Source organism: Exiguobacterium acetylicum DSM 20416, from assembly GCF_000702605.1.
GTDB classification, from domain to species: Bacteria; Bacillota; Bacilli; order Exiguobacteriales; family Exiguobacteriaceae; genus Exiguobacterium_A; species Exiguobacterium_A acetylicum.
Map to the genome: position 1 here is coordinate 1,227,670 of NZ_JNIR01000001.1, position 14,547 is coordinate 1,242,216.

22 protein-coding genes are annotated in these 14,547 nt (G+C 46.9%); 10 read left to right on the forward strand and 12 right to left on the reverse strand.

Features of this window, described 5'->3' with window-relative positions:
- Positions 1–341 precede the first annotated feature (341 nt).
- The 3 genes from P401_RS0106675 to P401_RS0106685 are packed head-to-tail and all read left to right on the forward strand — an operon-like array spanning position 342 to position 3,539.
- Positions 342–1,001, forward strand: a complete 660-nt coding sequence (locus P401_RS0106675) for a hypothetical protein (RefSeq protein WP_029341791.1) — start codon at positions 342–344, stop codon at positions 999–1,001.
- 5 nt (positions 1,002–1,006) lie between these two features.
- A complete protein-coding gene (locus tag P401_RS0106680) occupies positions 1,007–2,263 on the forward strand; it encodes a hypothetical protein (RefSeq protein WP_029341792.1) in 1,257 nt (418 codons plus the stop codon).
- Positions 2,264–2,285: 22 nt separating this feature from the next.
- Positions 2,286–3,539, forward strand: coding sequence for a hypothetical protein (locus tag P401_RS0106685; RefSeq protein ID WP_029341793.1), 1,254 nt, complete (start codon positions 2,286–2,288; stop codon positions 3,537–3,539).
- A gap of 1 nt (position 3,540) precedes the next feature.
- On the opposite strand, the gene P401_RS0106690 is transcribed toward P401_RS0106685, so the two are convergent.
- Entirely contained in the window at positions 3,541–4,071 is a 531-nt protein-coding gene (locus P401_RS0106690; RefSeq protein WP_050678009.1) for a nucleotidyltransferase family protein, read from the reverse strand.
- Positions 4,068–4,655 (reverse strand): TetR/AcrR family transcriptional regulator, encoded by a 588-nt coding sequence (locus P401_RS0106695; RefSeq protein ID WP_029341795.1) that lies wholly within the window; start codon positions 4,653–4,655, stop codon positions 4,068–4,070. Before P401_RS0106695 ends, P401_RS0106690 begins: the two co-directional genes overlap by 4 nt.
- A 154-nt stretch (positions 4,656–4,809) precedes the next feature.
- Here P401_RS0106695 and P401_RS0106700 point away from each other — a divergent pair, with 154 nt between their 5' ends.
- Both P401_RS0106700 and P401_RS0106705 read left to right on the forward strand, forming a co-directional pair.
- Positions 4,810–5,526: an ABC transporter ATP-binding protein gene (locus P401_RS0106700; protein ID WP_029341796.1), complete on the forward strand. Its 717-nt coding sequence runs from the start codon at positions 4,810–4,812 to the stop codon at positions 5,524–5,526.
- The gene (locus P401_RS0106705) at positions 5,526–6,554 is read left to right on the forward strand and encodes an ABC transporter permease (RefSeq protein WP_029341797.1); all 1,029 of its coding nucleotides are present in this window, start codon (positions 5,526–5,528) and stop codon (positions 6,552–6,554) included. Before P401_RS0106700 ends, P401_RS0106705 begins: the two co-directional genes overlap by 1 nt.
- On the opposite strand, the gene P401_RS0106710 is transcribed toward P401_RS0106705, so the two are convergent.
- Positions 6,555–7,256, reverse strand: a complete 702-nt coding sequence (locus P401_RS0106710; RefSeq protein ID WP_029341798.1) for a hypothetical protein — start codon at positions 7,254–7,256, stop codon at positions 6,555–6,557.
- Positions 7,257–7,338: 82 nt separating this feature from the next.
- On the opposite strand from P401_RS0106710, the gene P401_RS0106715 reads away from it, so the two are divergent.
- The 3 genes from P401_RS0106715 to P401_RS0106725 all read left to right on the forward strand — a co-directional run bounded on the left by P401_RS0106715 (position 7,339) and on the right by P401_RS0106725 (position 8,151).
- Positions 7,339–7,683 carry a DUF2200 family protein gene (locus P401_RS0106715; protein ID WP_029341799.1) on the forward strand — a complete coding sequence of 115 codons (345 nt, stop codon included), beginning with the start codon at positions 7,339–7,341 and terminating at the stop codon, positions 7,681–7,683.
- A gap of 12 nt (positions 7,684–7,695) precedes the next feature.
- Complete coding sequence (locus P401_RS18555) at positions 7,696–7,866, forward strand: hypothetical protein (protein ID WP_156772513.1); 171 nt, start codon at positions 7,696–7,698, stop codon at positions 7,864–7,866.
- A 75-nt stretch (positions 7,867–7,941) separates the two neighbouring features.
- Entirely contained in the window at positions 7,942–8,151 is a 210-nt protein-coding gene (locus tag P401_RS0106725; protein WP_029341800.1) for a hypothetical protein, read from the forward strand.
- A 59-nt stretch (positions 8,152–8,210) separates the two neighbouring features.
- Here the strand turns inward: P401_RS0106725 and P401_RS0106730 are convergent, their stop codons facing one another.
- The 5 genes from P401_RS0106730 to P401_RS0106750 form a co-directional block, all read right to left on the reverse strand.
- On the reverse strand, positions 8,211–8,753 hold the full coding sequence (locus P401_RS0106730; RefSeq protein WP_029341801.1) for an NADPH-dependent FMN reductase: 543 nt from the start codon (positions 8,751–8,753) through the stop codon (positions 8,211–8,213).
- Positions 8,754–8,807: 54 nt separating this feature from the next.
- Positions 8,808–9,791, reverse strand: a complete 984-nt coding sequence (locus tag P401_RS0106735; protein WP_029341802.1) for a ring-cleaving dioxygenase — start codon at positions 9,789–9,791, stop codon at positions 8,808–8,810.
- A 59-nt stretch (positions 9,792–9,850) separates the two neighbouring features.
- Positions 9,851–10,285, reverse strand: a complete 435-nt coding sequence (locus P401_RS0106740) for a MarR family winged helix-turn-helix transcriptional regulator (protein WP_029341803.1) — start codon at positions 10,283–10,285, stop codon at positions 9,851–9,853.
- A 136-nt stretch (positions 10,286–10,421) separates the two neighbouring features.
- The gene (locus P401_RS0106745) at positions 10,422–11,045 is read right to left on the reverse strand and encodes a Type 1 glutamine amidotransferase-like domain-containing protein (RefSeq protein ID WP_029341804.1); all 624 of its coding nucleotides are present in this window, start codon (positions 11,043–11,045) and stop codon (positions 10,422–10,424) included.
- 42 nt (positions 11,046–11,087) lie between these two features.
- Positions 11,088–11,513, reverse strand: coding sequence for an Lrp/AsnC family transcriptional regulator (locus P401_RS0106750; protein ID WP_029341805.1), 426 nt, complete (start codon positions 11,511–11,513; stop codon positions 11,088–11,090).
- 136 nt (positions 11,514–11,649) lie between these two features.
- On the opposite strand from P401_RS0106750, the gene P401_RS18285 reads away from it, so the two are divergent.
- Positions 11,650–11,808, forward strand: coding sequence for a DUF1272 domain-containing protein (locus P401_RS18285; protein WP_081637378.1), 159 nt, complete (start codon positions 11,650–11,652; stop codon positions 11,806–11,808).
- Positions 11,809–11,843: 35 nt separating this feature from the next.
- On the opposite strand, the gene P401_RS0106760 is transcribed toward P401_RS18285, so the two are convergent.
- Positions 11,844–12,308 (reverse strand): DUF4188 domain-containing protein, encoded by a 465-nt coding sequence (locus P401_RS0106760; RefSeq protein WP_029341806.1) that lies wholly within the window; start codon positions 12,306–12,308, stop codon positions 11,844–11,846.
- A 1-nt stretch (position 12,309) separates the two neighbouring features.
- Entirely contained in the window at positions 12,310–12,846 is a 537-nt protein-coding gene (locus tag P401_RS0106765; RefSeq protein ID WP_029341807.1) for a PadR family transcriptional regulator, read from the reverse strand.
- Between the two features lie 147 nt (positions 12,847–12,993).
- Here P401_RS0106765 and P401_RS0106770 point away from each other — a divergent pair, with 147 nt between their 5' ends.
- On the forward strand, positions 12,994–13,266 hold the full coding sequence (locus P401_RS0106770) for a hypothetical protein (RefSeq protein ID WP_029341808.1): 273 nt from the start codon (positions 12,994–12,996) through the stop codon (positions 13,264–13,266).
- Positions 13,267–13,271: 5 nt separating this feature from the next.
- On the opposite strand, the gene P401_RS0106775 is transcribed toward P401_RS0106770, so the two are convergent.
- Both P401_RS0106775 and P401_RS0106780 read right to left on the reverse strand, forming a co-directional pair.
- Positions 13,272–13,829 carry a histidine phosphatase family protein gene (locus tag P401_RS0106775; RefSeq protein ID WP_029341809.1) on the reverse strand — a complete coding sequence of 186 codons (558 nt, stop codon included), beginning with the start codon at positions 13,827–13,829 and terminating at the stop codon, positions 13,272–13,274.
- Positions 13,826–14,488, reverse strand: coding sequence for a Type 1 glutamine amidotransferase-like domain-containing protein (locus P401_RS0106780; RefSeq protein ID WP_029341810.1), 663 nt, complete (start codon positions 14,486–14,488; stop codon positions 13,826–13,828). Before P401_RS0106780 ends, P401_RS0106775 begins: the two co-directional genes overlap by 4 nt.
- Between the last annotated feature and the right edge of the window lie 59 nt (positions 14,489–14,547).

The following is a 14,547-nucleotide window of genomic DNA, read 5'->3' on the forward strand; positions in this document are numbered from 1 at the left end:
TTTTGATGATGCGTAGGTACTTTAACTACCTTCTTGTTATTACCAATAAATCCCTGCATTCATTTGTTAGCGATTTTTCGTAATAGATAGAGCGCGTAGATGATCGATGGAACCACCATCGCCATGAGAATGATATGGACGCTTCCGAGTGACACGTTTATAGCTAGATTAAAACCTGACATGTTGTTTTCACTTATGTTTCAATGCGTCTTATGTTTAATCTACTATAGTAATGCAATAGTCTAAATTTTCCTGTCTTACAATTATGTAATAATTTTCAATAACCCTTCATTTTTAATAGATTCACGTTACACTGAACGTACGAAACAGAGGTGAATACGTTGCAATTAACATTTGAGTACATGCCTTATTATTACGATGATGATCTTCAGTTGATTCCAAATGATTTTTCAGACCCTGATAATCTGCGCTTCGTCATCGAACAAGACTACACGTCAGCTTTTAGCATCTTTACGAATCCAGACGATGAATCCTCCTCGTTTGAAAGTTCATTTCTTGAAAAGTGGTTTCATCTATTACAAGCTTTCCCACTATTCGTCTGTGTAGAGGTGAATCGTTATGACGAAGAAGAGTTTGAAGCGTTATGTCGCTTTTGTTCAATTACATACAACGATTTGACACCACTTGCGGACAAACGTTTCATCGTCGCTGAACTGAAGCATGCCGAAGACTTTCAACGATTGTATTCTTACATCCATCCCCACGCGAGTTGGAATGATCTCGTTATCTGGTCGACCAAACCAAATGTCTTTCGGATTGAATACCGAACGCACTACCACTCCGAACGACCAGAAAAAACGGTCATTATCTCCATGCAGGAAAACATGTCCGTCTTTGCGTTCAGCTACGATGCAGATGTCGTGAATGTTGTCTCGAATCAACCGTTTTTTGAGACAGCCGATCACTTATTCCAAACCTTACCTGACTTCGTCGTTCCGACTTTAGATGACGCTACTGAAGACGTACAAGAAAAGGAGTGAATCCCTTGGATGCTTTAACGAAACAACTGACTGAATATATGCTCGAGAAATATCGTTTAACCGATTATGTGCTTCATGAATCGTCCTACACGCAAAACAAAAAGAACGATCAAACCGCCTACTCTTTTGAAACGTTTTGGATTCCGCGCGGTACATCGATTATCGAGGAAGAAGATGGCACGATGCTTCCTGAAGGAACTGTACAGATCGCGATAAATCCTGTCACGAAGCACACGACGACGTTATCCTTACATGGTCCGACCTCTCTTCATTCCGTGCCTGACGATTTACGTGATACAACCACTCGGATCGCTTGGCTCGAGTCAGAGATCGGCATGATCCATGACACGCATTTCATGCTCGAAGAAGACGACGAAACGTTTTTCAGTTATGTGAGTTGTCATGAAGGGATTCGGCTGTCTCCCGGTTGTTTCATTCATCTGACGTTAACGGAAAACGGTCAGCTCGATGAATTGTTCCTATATGGTCCTCATCCGAGTGATCATCATGTGAAACAGGAACCTTTCACTTTAACGCTCGAGGACATCGACTCGCTAGCTAAACAACAAATAAAGTGGTTCTCCTATACAAAACCAGGACATCAATACGCGCATACTGTCGTCGAGACGATCGTGACGCAAGAAGGGTCTATCCTTGTGCCTAGTAAACTGGATTTCACGTCATCACTCGATCGAAATGACATCTTAACGTGGACAAATCCGTCATCTTCAATTCTCAAACGCCATCCTATCCAATCAGCAGCAAGCGTGACAGCAGAGGATGTGATCACGCAATCCGAACATCCGGATTTTCGTCCAATCCAGCAAGAGACGGTGAACGCCTGTCGAATTGCGATTCAAGAAATCGTCCAAAACGTATACCCTGGCGAGTCCGGACAATGGACAATTCGTCACATTTACCGGCAACATCCCTACCTTGCTGTCAAATTGTCACGCGCGCATCCGACGTCCTATGTTGATCAGCATCGGCGCGTCACGATTCTCCTTGACGAAAAGACGCTTCACTGGATTAGCTTGACCGACGATCAGGAACTCCATACCGTGTTCGATTCCGTTAGCGCACCGGAGCTCGAGGATGAGCAGCAAGACATCATCTTCAACGCATTACGTCCGTACCTTTTACTCACGCCGCGTTATGTGTTTGCCGCTTCAAAAGGTCAATACGTTCTTTGTGGCTTGCTTGATTCGAACCATGCTTACTTACCGGCAACAAATGAAGTCGTTTTATTGCGCAATCTATAAAGTGAAGATAGGAGTGAACGAGTTGCATCCATTAACGAAAGATTTAATCTCCCATATTCAAGATAAATATCAACTGAACGATTATGTCTTACATGAATCCTTCTATCACCGCGAAAAAATTCATGGTGCAACGCAGTATTCGTTTGAGACATGTTGGTTCCCAATCCTGCACGGTCCATGGTTTGAAGACGAGAGTTATCCAGACGGTACGATTGAGATCCAAGTCGATACAGTTACACGACGAACGACATCAATCAACAAACATGGTGATGTCACAATTTATTCTCTTCCAGAGGACTTGCGTAATTCAGACACACAGACTTCCTGGCTAGAGCAAGAGTTAGGAATGACGTTCGACCAGGAGTTCATGTTACTGAAGCACCAAGATTCGCTGTATCAGTATGTCAGCTGCCAAAACGGAATTCGCCTCTTCCCTGGTTTTTTCATTTCACTTGAATTGACGGACGACGGAGCGCTTGATTTTTTCAGTGTGTATGGAACCCCCGCCCTGAGCAACAAGTATCCGACTGAATCGTTTTCACTGTCACCTGTTCAAATCACACCGATCATTACAGAACAGATACGGTTCTTTTCAGCTCCTGGTGATCAACAACGAATACAGGCGCATACAATCGAGGAAATCTTTGTTTCTCAAAACGACTCGCTCACGTATCCCTTTAGTGATCCAGACACTTCGTCCGTTGCCATGAACGAGATCGTGACATGGGACAAACCATCTACGTTCTCCTACACGCGCAAATTGATTAAGCGGAGAGACACCGTCACGGCACGCGATGCCGAAGCTCAAACGCCACACCCGGATTACCGACCGTTGACCGATGGGACATTGATGACTTGTAAGTCGATTGCTGTAGACCTCATCGCTGCGGAGTATCCTGAGGAGTCAGGAGCGTGGACGATTCAGGAAATCTATCGGGATTTTCCATTCATTAACGTGAAAGTACGCCGGACTCGTGACGACCCAAATCTCGCTCATAAACGTCGTTTGACGATTCTCCTGATTGAAGAAACTTATGAAGTCAGCCTAATCGTTGATAACGAGTCGATTATCGCGCTCTACCATGACTCGTCACAACCGTTGCCTAATAGCGTGCCCAAAGAAGTTATACGTGACGCACTCATGCCTTATCTGACATTAAAGCCATATTATGTCTTCGACCAGGCGCTCGATCAGTACGTCCTCTGCGGACTACTCGACTCCGTTCATGCTTACTTACCGGCAACGAACGAAGTCGTTTTATTGCGCGACTTATGAGTTAGTTCAGCCATTGATCTATCCGATTCCTTATTGCTTTTGGAAGAACGAGTCGTCTCAGCTGTTCCAGTCGTTCTCGGTCCGCTTCCTGCTTAGCAAGACATTGCTCAATCATCGCGACCTTTTGTTCCCGTCCTGGAATCAGTTGATAGATGACGTACCAATCAACGAGTGACATGAACGGACGTCCAGTTGAATCAATCGATTGTTCATCAAACGGATAGATGAACACGCCCTCACCATGACGAATCTGCAGTCCGCTCATCAAATCGATATCGATTCCTTCGATGATAAATTCCTGGAACACTTCCGTCGCATAAAGTGACGTCTTGTCTTGTTCGACGACAGTCCCCATGTCCGCCAACAGTTGGACTGCTCGTTCGGCGTCCGCTAACGCGACGACGAGATCGATGTCGCGCGGTACAACTGGTAGTCCATGCTGCGCCAACAATAATGAACCACCGATACCAAAATGAATCCGTTCTTGCTGCAAACAAACGACGACTTTTTCTAAGACTTGCTCAAGACTCATCGCCGGAACCCCGCTGCTCGAAACGGTCCTTCCATCGAAATCGTAAAGACAATTCGAGCAATTTCATCCGGTGATGTCTCGTTTGGGTGGCTCAACCAGGATTCGATGACACCGAGATGGGCGGCTGAGAGATAGGCAATGAGATAATTTTCTGGAACAAGCCGTTCTCCTTGTTCCGGTAGTCCCGAGAACAGAATCTGTTGCATGTAATCACGGACCCGCTTCCGAAACATCCCGTCACTCGATGGACTGAGTAAGATCCGCATCAGCGTCCGGTGTTCATAAAGAAACGTTAGAAACGGGATGATTCGTCGGTATGGTGAGTCCTCCGTTTTGTTGATCAGGACGAATGGAATCTCGCGTTCGAACGTCGCTTCGATCTTTTCAAAAACCTCATTCGTCATCCGCTCGAGCAGTTCGTATTTATCCGCGTAATGATGGTAGAACGTCCCGCGATTGACTTCCGCTCGTTCCGTCAACAACTTAATTGTCACGGCGTCAAATCCGACTTCGTCGATCAGCTGAAGGAACGTCTCGCGTATCCTCCGGTCGGTCCGGATAACGCGTAAATCCTGTTTTTTCATCGAAATCGCCTCTTTCTTCAACAGATTGTCGGGATGTGTCGCTTAAGCGACAGATGGACGTCAACTGGTCATTGCTCCCAGTTTCTCTCCCTTTTATAATGAAATTAAGCAACACGTTGTTCAATAATTATTTCATAAAAGGAGGGAGAATACGATGGATTTACGATTACACGGTGTATCAAAATCATTTCATCAACAGAACGTCCTCCAACAGATTGATCTTTTGATTCCATCCGGTGAAATTTGTGGTTTGCTCGGTCCGTCAGGTTCCGGAAAGACGACATTGATTCGTTTGATGATTGGTGCAATCCAAGCAGACGCAGGTTCGATTCAGATTGGCGACACTTCGATACCAAACTTCAAGATGTTATCGCAGATTGGTTTCATGCCACAAAATGATGCCTTATACGAGGATTTATCTGGTCTTGCGAATCTGCAATTTTTCGGTTCCTTATACAACATGTCCCGTCAGGATTTAGCAAAACGAATCGACGAGGTCTTGACACTCGTCGATTTAACAAATGATCAAAAAAAGCTCGTTCGCCATTATTCCGGCGGGATGAAGAAACGATTATCCCTCGCCATCTCGATCCTGCATCGCCCTAGCGTCCTATTTCTGGATGAGCCGACCGTCGGGATCGATCCCGTGTTACGCCGCCAGATTTGGAATCAATTCCAAACGATCCGTACGCAAGGCACGACGATTGTCGTTTCAACCCACGTCATGGATGAAATCAACGAATGCGACCGTGCCGCACTGATCTATAACGGTCGGATCATCGCCTACGATCCGCTCGACCGTTTACTTGCGCAGACTGAAAACGGTCAGGTCGAGGAACTGTTCCTGCTCGCTGGAAAGGACGTGACGTAATGTGGCAACTCGCACGACGGGTCATCCGTCAAACGTTGAACGATAAACGAAGCGTCGGACTCATTTTGCTTGCTCCATTATTAATCTTCACCTTAATCTATTTCCTACTTGGAAACGATGATTACACGCCTGTCGTCGCCATCAGTCAAGATGTACCGGCTCCAGTCTCTCAAGCGATCGAAAAACAGGATCTGTCGATTAAAACGTATAACGGTAGTGATGCGGACGCCTATCTCAAAGATCACGAAACGGTCGACGTCGTCTTAGAGATGAGCGACAATCAGCTGTCCTTAAGTCTCCGCGAACCATCGACGAAAAGTTCGAAAGCACTACGCGAGATTCAAGCTGGACTTGCGTCACTGCAACCGACGATGCAATTCGAGACGAACTATCTGTACGGAGATGTTGATCAATCGACCTTTGATGCGCTTGGCTTCGTCTTTTTATCGCTGTTCTCATTCTTCTTCGTCTTTATCTTGTCAGCAATGGCACTCGTCAAAGAACGCAGTGGCGGCACGCTCGAGCGGTTGATGATGACACCGATTCGCCAAACCGACGTCATCTTCGGCTATACGCTCGGTTATAGCGTCTTCGCCTCGATCCAAGCGATTCTTGTCGTCCTGTACGCGACGACCGTTCTTGACTTACCGTCTGAAGGTTCGATCATCTGGGTCTTCCTGACGATGCTTGGACTTGCCGTCGTCGCGGTCTTGTTCGGGGCAACGATTTCGATTTTTGCCCAGTCTGAGCTGCAGGTCGTCCAGTTGATTCCCTTTACGATCATTCCACAGATCTTCTTCTCAGGTTTGATTCCGCTCGATCTAATCCCGTACGGACTCGGTAACATCGGATATATCACCCCGATCTTCTACGGAGCGAGTGCGATCAAAGAGGTGCTCGTCTACGGCAACGGGTGGTCAAGCATCTGGCCGTACTGGCTCGGACTATTCCTTTATGGCGCAGCCTTGTTCCTGTTGAACATGCTTGCTCTTAATAAGTATCGTGGACATCAAAAAAGACACGGCTGATTACACAAGCCGTGTCTGATTTTGCTCAAGCTGTTCGAGGAAAGCAGTCCGTCGCGAGGGATCGAGTGTCTGCTCTGCCACGTCGGCATACCGAACGAGCTGATAGATCTCATGCGGGACCGTGACCTCTAAGCGTGTAAACCACTCCGTCAGCGTCTCATATGTCCGCCGTTGTTGCACTGGAGCAAGTGATCGATTGAACGCGCGCACCGCTTCACGAATTTTTGAATCAAGAATACTGTCTTTAGATGAGGACTGGACTTCAGGCGTTAGCGGAAGCGATAGAGCGGTTCGTTTCGGTTGATGACTTGATGGGAATGACCACTGCATACGGTTGAATCGTTGTCGACGATACAGGTAGATGATGACTAGAGCGACCATCCAAGGAGTCATACGTGCGATTTGATTGATCGCATCTGTCAAGAAACCTTCCCCAAGCTCAATCGGTTTTTTCTTTTTAGGTTCCTTCCGATATCTTTCGTGCCCAATTTTTGAAGAATCCGGTTGTTTGATGATTTGTTCTTCTTTCACATAGATGACTTTTTTAGTCGGTAAGATCTTGCTCGGAATATGTACCCAGTTCCCTGTCGATTGATCAATCGGTGGATCGATCAATGCTTGATACGATAGTTTTACACCCATGATGCCTAAAAATAGGACTAGGTACGTCAAAAAAGTCATTCCAATGATTCGATGTCTCATTTCATCCTGCACCTCCAAACCGAATTGAAATCCGTGACACAAGATCTTTTCCCATATGTTACCATGAAAGGAGGCGATTCAGATGAGTTACGAAAAAGTATTTCAAATGCCAATGTTGCAGCTGTATAAGGTATACCGTCAAAAAGTCGAGCGTAAGCAACGGACACAAGAGGAACTCGATGACGTGCTGTTCTGGTTGACCGGACACACGCAATCAACTCTTGAACAAGCCATACAAACCCAAACTGTCGCAGCCTTTTTCGAGCACGCACCCGACCTGAACGAACGCCGATTTTTAGTCACTGGCGTCATCTGCGGGATTCGTGTGGAAAATCTAACGGATCCGCACATTCGTAACATCCGGATTCTCGACAAACTCGTCGATGAGTTGGCGAAAGGAAAAGCGTTAGCTAAAATCTTACGATAAGGAGGAATGCTGATGTCTACTTTACTCAGTACACTGGCGATCCTCGTCATGGTGACCAGTGCGACCTATTTCATCGTCTATCAAGTCAAACGAAATAAAGGAACCCATCGTTCACCCGTCTATCGACTTGCTTTTAGTGGTCTGTTGGTCGGCTTGATGGTCAGTTATTTTTTGTTGACGTGAGTCGTGATTTTTAGTTTTTGATTTAAACAATAAAATCATTAATACAGTATTTGAAATAATGAAGGAGGTATACGATTGAAGATTCGAAAATGGATCCTTCCGCTTTTGCTACTCATCTGTCTTGCTTCACCGAATGCCGCAACAACATATGTGAAATGGACGGTCGCTCCGACGGGTCACTATCTCGAACGTCTTCAAGCGGCTGACATTCCTTATAAAGTCCGCCAACACACGCTTTACATTCAAGAAAAGGATCTGCGCCGCGTCACGTCGTGTTGTACATGACAACGATAGAAAACCCCCTCATTTCAGCGAAATGAGGGGGTTTTCTGATCAATCACGAATTAGCGAATCGTTTTTAACGCCGTTGCCCACGGAATGACTTGATCGAGCATTTGGTTGACCGATGTTTCTTGAACGGCTGCCGCTTTTAAGACCGATCCGTTCTCGAAATCAGTGAACAAGGATAATGCCGGATGCACACGGACATCGGCAATCAATAACTCACCGAGGATGCCGCGCAAGTGTTCTGCTGCCCGCGCTCCACCGACAGAACCGTAAGAGACGATCCCTGCCGCTTTATTGTTCCATTCGACTCGTAAATAATCGAGCGCATTCTTGAGTGAGGCTGCGATGGAGTGGTTGTATTCCTGGACGATGAAGACGAATCCGTCTTGTGCCGCGACATCCTTCGACCAATCAGCAGCACCTGACGCATCCCCGTCCTTTTCACCTAGGAGCGGTAATTTGTAGTCGGCGATATCAAGAATCGTATAGTTCGCATCCCCCCGTTGATCCGCGAGTTGTTTGACCCAGTTCCCGACTTGTGGGCTGAGGCGTCCTTCACGTGTGGATCCTAAGACGATACCAATGTTTAATTTCTCCATTTTCATTTCCTCCTCTTGTTTAGATGCGGTTAGTTACATTATCGTAATGTTCTCTTAAAGGTATTCTTTTTCGATCTTGCGCGTACTCCGGACCGTATCGATCGGACGGACCATTTGTTCGATTTGTGCTCGTTGTGGCTCGAGGAATGGTGGTAATGACAATTTCTCCCCGACCGTTTCGTATGGCTCATCACCCATGAAACCAGGACCATCCGTTGCCCACTCGAACAAGACACCACGCGCGACACGAGCGTAGAGCGATTCGAAGAAGAAGCGATCAACGTAACCGGATGTGTTGAAGCGAAGCTGTTGCATCCGCTCGATCCATTCCTGTAAGGCAGCCGTATCTTCAACGCGGAAAGCGACGTGGTGGACCGTTCCGAATCCTTGACGTCCGCTTGGTAGAACGACGTTGTGCTCAACGATGACTTGGGCACCATTTCCGCCTTCGCCCATCTCGAACAAGTGCAGGGAACCAGCTTGATCGACTTCGCGCATCAACATCGCTTGTTCAAGTACCGCTTTTAAATTGTCGAATTCCGCGATCCGGATGTGAATTGGACCGAGTCCCGTGATCGCGAACTCGAGGGGTACCGGACCGTTTTGCCACGGCGTGCCGGAAGCGACACCTTGATTATGCTCGTCAGAGATCAACATGTATTGTTGCTCATCGAAATCGACGAACGAGAGCGTCTTCTTGCCGAATTGTTCTTTGATACCACGGTGCTTGACGTCGTATTTGTCAAAGCGTTTGATCCAGTATTCGAGTGCCGCATCCGTTGGAACACGGAACGCCGTCTTGAAGATTTCATTCGTTCCGTGTGATCCTTTTTGAATACCAGGGAAATCAAAGAACGTCATATCCGTGCCGGCAGACCCTTTATCATCTGCAAAGAATAAGTGATATGTCTGGATGTCATCCTGATTGACGGTCTTCTTGACCAATCGCATTCCTAGGACGTTCGTAAAGAAGTCATAGTTTTTTTCGGCACTGCTCGTAATCGCCGTCACGTGGTGGATTCCTTTTAGTTCATTCATGAAAAATCGCTCCTTTAATGGTTATTATCTCGAATTCGAGATATCAGTCTAAAAAAATTTTATTGTTTTTTTGCTTGATAGCCGATCGTTTTGGCTGTCTCGATGAATGCTTCGAGATCTGACGGGGCTATTCCTTGAAATACTTGATTGATCGCTTGCTCGTGCTCCGGAAAAATCGTTTCCATCAATTGTTGCCCTTCAGGTGTCAGTTCCGCAAATGTCACACGCCGATCCTCTGGACATGCTTTGCGGACAACGTAATTCTTCTTTTCGAGCTTATCGATGACGTATGTGATGCTACTGCTCGTGATCAAGACTTTTTTCCCGATCAATTGAATGGGTTGCCTGCCCCTGTGAAACAGCAACTCAAGGACTGAAAAATCCGTCGGGTTCAATCCCCATTGCGCAACGTCTTTCTTGATGACTTCATGTAACGCATCGACTGCGCGCACCATGACCGTCAATGCTTTCAAGTTCGGATTCGGTTGTGTCATTTCGTTCACCTCTTTTGTATCTTTAATTCATATATCTTTAATTCGAGATAAATATACCATCCCGATTTTTGTTCGTCAACTGTTTTGAATTACTTTAAATAATGATGAACACTTTAAATGTTCAAAGCGTTCATCATCATTTAGAGCCAAGCACGTATCCTTTTCCTAATAGATAGTGATCTGTATCAGATTGAATATACGCTGTATTGTCAGGTAATCCGATGGCGTGATTCATTTGAGACAGGTATTCCTGAAAACGGGCTGCCCGTTTTTCCTGGTTCAAGTGCGGACAGAGACAACCACTCAGCCAGCCTTGCCCTGTATCCAGGCAATAGTCTGTTCCGTTTTCCATCGTGCGAATGCCGTATTCCATCGCATAGATCGCCCCAGCACTGACACCGACGTACCATGTTCCGCGCTCGACGGCTTGCTTGAGCAATACATCCATACCTTTTGCAGCAAGCGTCTGAACGAGTAACGGATAATTGCCACCACCGACATAAAGAATGTCGGCACGTTCTATTAATCGTCGTTGCGTCGTCTTGGATTGTTCGTCGTCAAACAGTGTGACGATTGAGACGGTCGCGCCAAGTGCTTCATATGTATCACGAAATTGGTGTTGGTATGGCGATTCATCCCGACTTGCCGTCGGTAGGAAGACGATGTGTGGCGCGTGTTTCGTCAGTTGAAAAACATGTTGATGAATGAATTGGTGCGACGGTGCAATCAATTGACCGCCTCCGATTAGCATGAGGTTCATCTTTTTTCTCCTATGGAACGACATTTACGAAAACAGGGTTTTTCATATTGTATACCCTGCGAACGGCACTGGCGTCGACAGTCGAATCCATGTCGACGGTTTGCCGTAAACTGATGCGTCATCAAGAAAACGTTCCAGTGTTGCAACGGACGCGGTTTGCAACTTGACCATGAAGTTATAGCTGCCGGTCAGGCGGTGACACTCGACGACTTCTGGATGTCCTTTACAAAATTCAATCAAGCCTGCACAGCGTGTCTCTTCGAACATGACGATCGCGAGTAACCCTTGCGCGAGTGCTTCTGGATTAATGACAGCACGGAACCCTTCGATGATTCCCGTATCCTCCATTTTTCGGACCCGTTCGATGACGGCAGGTGCCGATAATCCGATCTGACGTCCGAGTTCCGACCATGGAATCCGGGCATCGTCTTGCAGAATCCGGACAATCTGTTGATCAATTTGGTCCATTTTTCATCTTCCCTTCGAATTAAAACCACTTTCTTCAAATTAACATGGAATCAAAGGGAAATATAGCCTTTTTCTATGTTCTCCTACTGTGCTCATCAAAATGCTTTTCTTATACTAGTAACAGGAGGTGATACTTATGGAACCAACCTGTGTCCGGTGCCAAGAAACGATTGAAACGACGGTCTATCAGTGCTCGCACGCTTGTACATTTTGCGAACCGTGTACGAAAACGCTCGATCATATTTGCCAAAACTGCGGGGAGATGCTCGAACCCGTCACACCAGTCGCGACTTAAAAAGACGGATGCCTCGGCACCCGTCTTTTGTCTATTTAGATCGTCTCTTGTGATTGCCGCTCGGCTAAGCGCCCTTTTGCTTGTTCTTGATGCGGCTTGATCGCCGACTCCCCGAGTGCTTTCGCTAGACCTCGGGTTGGAAGATTGACATACATCGACTCATAATTGCTGACTTCGAACGTCTCATGGAAGATCCCGACCGCTTCTGATGTCCGTGCCTTCTGATTGAATCGTTTCCACGCCGTCAAATGACGGGAACCATGGGCATATGCCATCAATTCTTCCGTCGAACGCCAATACTGAATCAACGTCACGGAACGCCAACCGACAAGTGACTCATGCGAAATCAGACCGACATCGTTTTCATAACACTCTTGTAGCATCGGTCCCATCGCTTGGACCGTCGGTAACCACTGCCGGACAGAACGTAAGCGATTGATCCGTAAACCGATGATGAACACGACGACGTCTTTGTTCGGAGTCGCAATGATCCGTTTCATGTCAATTTCCTCCTTCAAGGGTCTCAAGGGAAGCGTCGCACCAGTCGAGTAACGCCCGTGTCTTCCGAATGCCATAATCAAGCGTCAATAACCAATAGACGGCATCATTCGAGTCAGGATAAGAACGAATCATCGCATCGATCGCTTGATACGTCTCAAGCCGTTCTTCGAGCAATCGAGCGTGCTCCTGAATTTTCTGCAAGGTGACCTCTTTTGAAGCATGTCGAGCGAAGTACAGCTTCAACAACAGGTCGTTCCGTTGCACGGGCAATTCGACGGACGGTTCAGCGACCCACCGCTCGAGCTCCGCATGCCCGTTTTTCGTCAGAGCGAATTGTTTCCGTTCCCCATCCGTGACCTCTTCAACGATCAATCCTTCCGCCTCTAACCGTTTCAGCGTCGGATAGACTTGTCCGAAGCTGATTTTCCAAAAGTGATTCAAGCTCGTGTCGATCGTATGTTTCATCTCATAACCAGACGTACATCCACTTGCAAGAAGTCCGAGAATCGCATAACGAGTCATGTTTTCTTTAGGCATCGGTCCCTCCTATATCTAAAAGATACTATCTTTTAGATATAGTTCCCGTTCATTCAAATGCCAAACAAGAAATTCACTAAATGAAGCAGGAATTCTCGTTTTAAATCCGAATTCTTGTTCACATACTTAATTAAAAGGAGTTCTCATATGACATACGCTAAAGCTTCTATCTTCTTTAGTTTGCTCGGTCTACTCATCGCCTATATGATTTTCCCGCCGCTCAACTGGTCGTTCGGACCGAACTCGATGCTTACGATTCCGATCGGACTTGCCATTTATCTGTTCGGAATCGGACTCGGGATCGTCGCCATCAAACGACGCGAACCGGGAATCCTCAAATACGTCAGTCTCGCTTGTGCCGTTCCGCTTGGCGTGTTACTACTGCTCTTTCTCGGTTTCATCTTCAGCGGGCAGATTTAATCATTTTACAATAGTTGTTCATGAGACGTTTTCCCGCTTGCATCGAATGTCAGTTGATGGATTGCTGGACTCGCCATCGTGTTAAGCCACTCATTGGCTGGTCGTCCAGTGTAGTGTTCGAGCACTAACGCCAACACGAGACCATGCGTCGCGACGACCACTCGGTGGTGCGGGTGGGTTTTACGTAGATGATCGATGGCTACTAGAACACGATTGCGTGCTATTTGATTCGACTCTCCACCACTTTGCGCGTAATCGTCATTTTGGAATGATCGCTTCAACAGTTCTTCTAGCCGTTCAGGTGATAAACGTTCGTCTGTTTCCTGAAAACGCCGTTCCTGAAACGCTGCCTCGTAGATTCGCAAATCTCGTTGCTCAGCAAGCGGACGGACGGAATCCATCGCCCGTCGCATGGGACTAGAATAAATGATATCAATCGGTATCGCTTGAAAGAACGCTACGAGTTCCTGCGCTTGTTCTTGACCTGCATCTGTTAATCCCCGCCCTCGATCACTGCCTGTTTTGATCGATTCGCAATGGCGAACGAAATAGATCGTCCTCATCGCAACTGGACCCACGTTCCTTCAGAAATTACATCTACGTTCGAACCGATGACACGGATCGCTGTCGCGTCGTCGATTGCGTAAGCTGGATTCGTTAATATCTCAGCCCAAGACTTGGCAGCTTGTAAGTGATTGTCTGGTAACTGCGGATGCTCGAGGTGCGGGAAGATTGAAAAATCAACGAGACCTAATGTTGCGTCCGATTGCTCCGGCGTCTTTTTCCACCCAACGAAATCCGTTCCGATTCGTGGCGTAAGCACCATGCTACCGGCGCTCATCCCGACATAAACACCGGTCAGTTGCGGTAATAGTCGATCGAAGCCCGATTCGACGAACCAGTGATGTAGAAAGAGTGGATCACCACCATTAACGAGGATGACATCTGCTTGTTCGACCGCTGGTTGCCAAATTGCTGGATCAATTACCGAGACCGCTGATAATTCCAACAGACCGACTGACTTCCATCCTAAATCGACCATCGGTACCTCATCTTTTCCTTGAATGAAGTTGACGGCGAGGGCCGTTCCTCTGCCTAATGCGTAGGAAGCTGTCGTGATCGCGATGGCATTGCATTCCTCAATCGGTTTTCCGAGCATCTCGCGTAACGCGTTGTGAATCGATGGATTTTGTATCCCACCAGACGTTAATAAATAGTCCATCATGATACCTCCTGTCCTTTGCTTCAGTTTACAATATTTGTTTCTTTCTGGTATCCTTA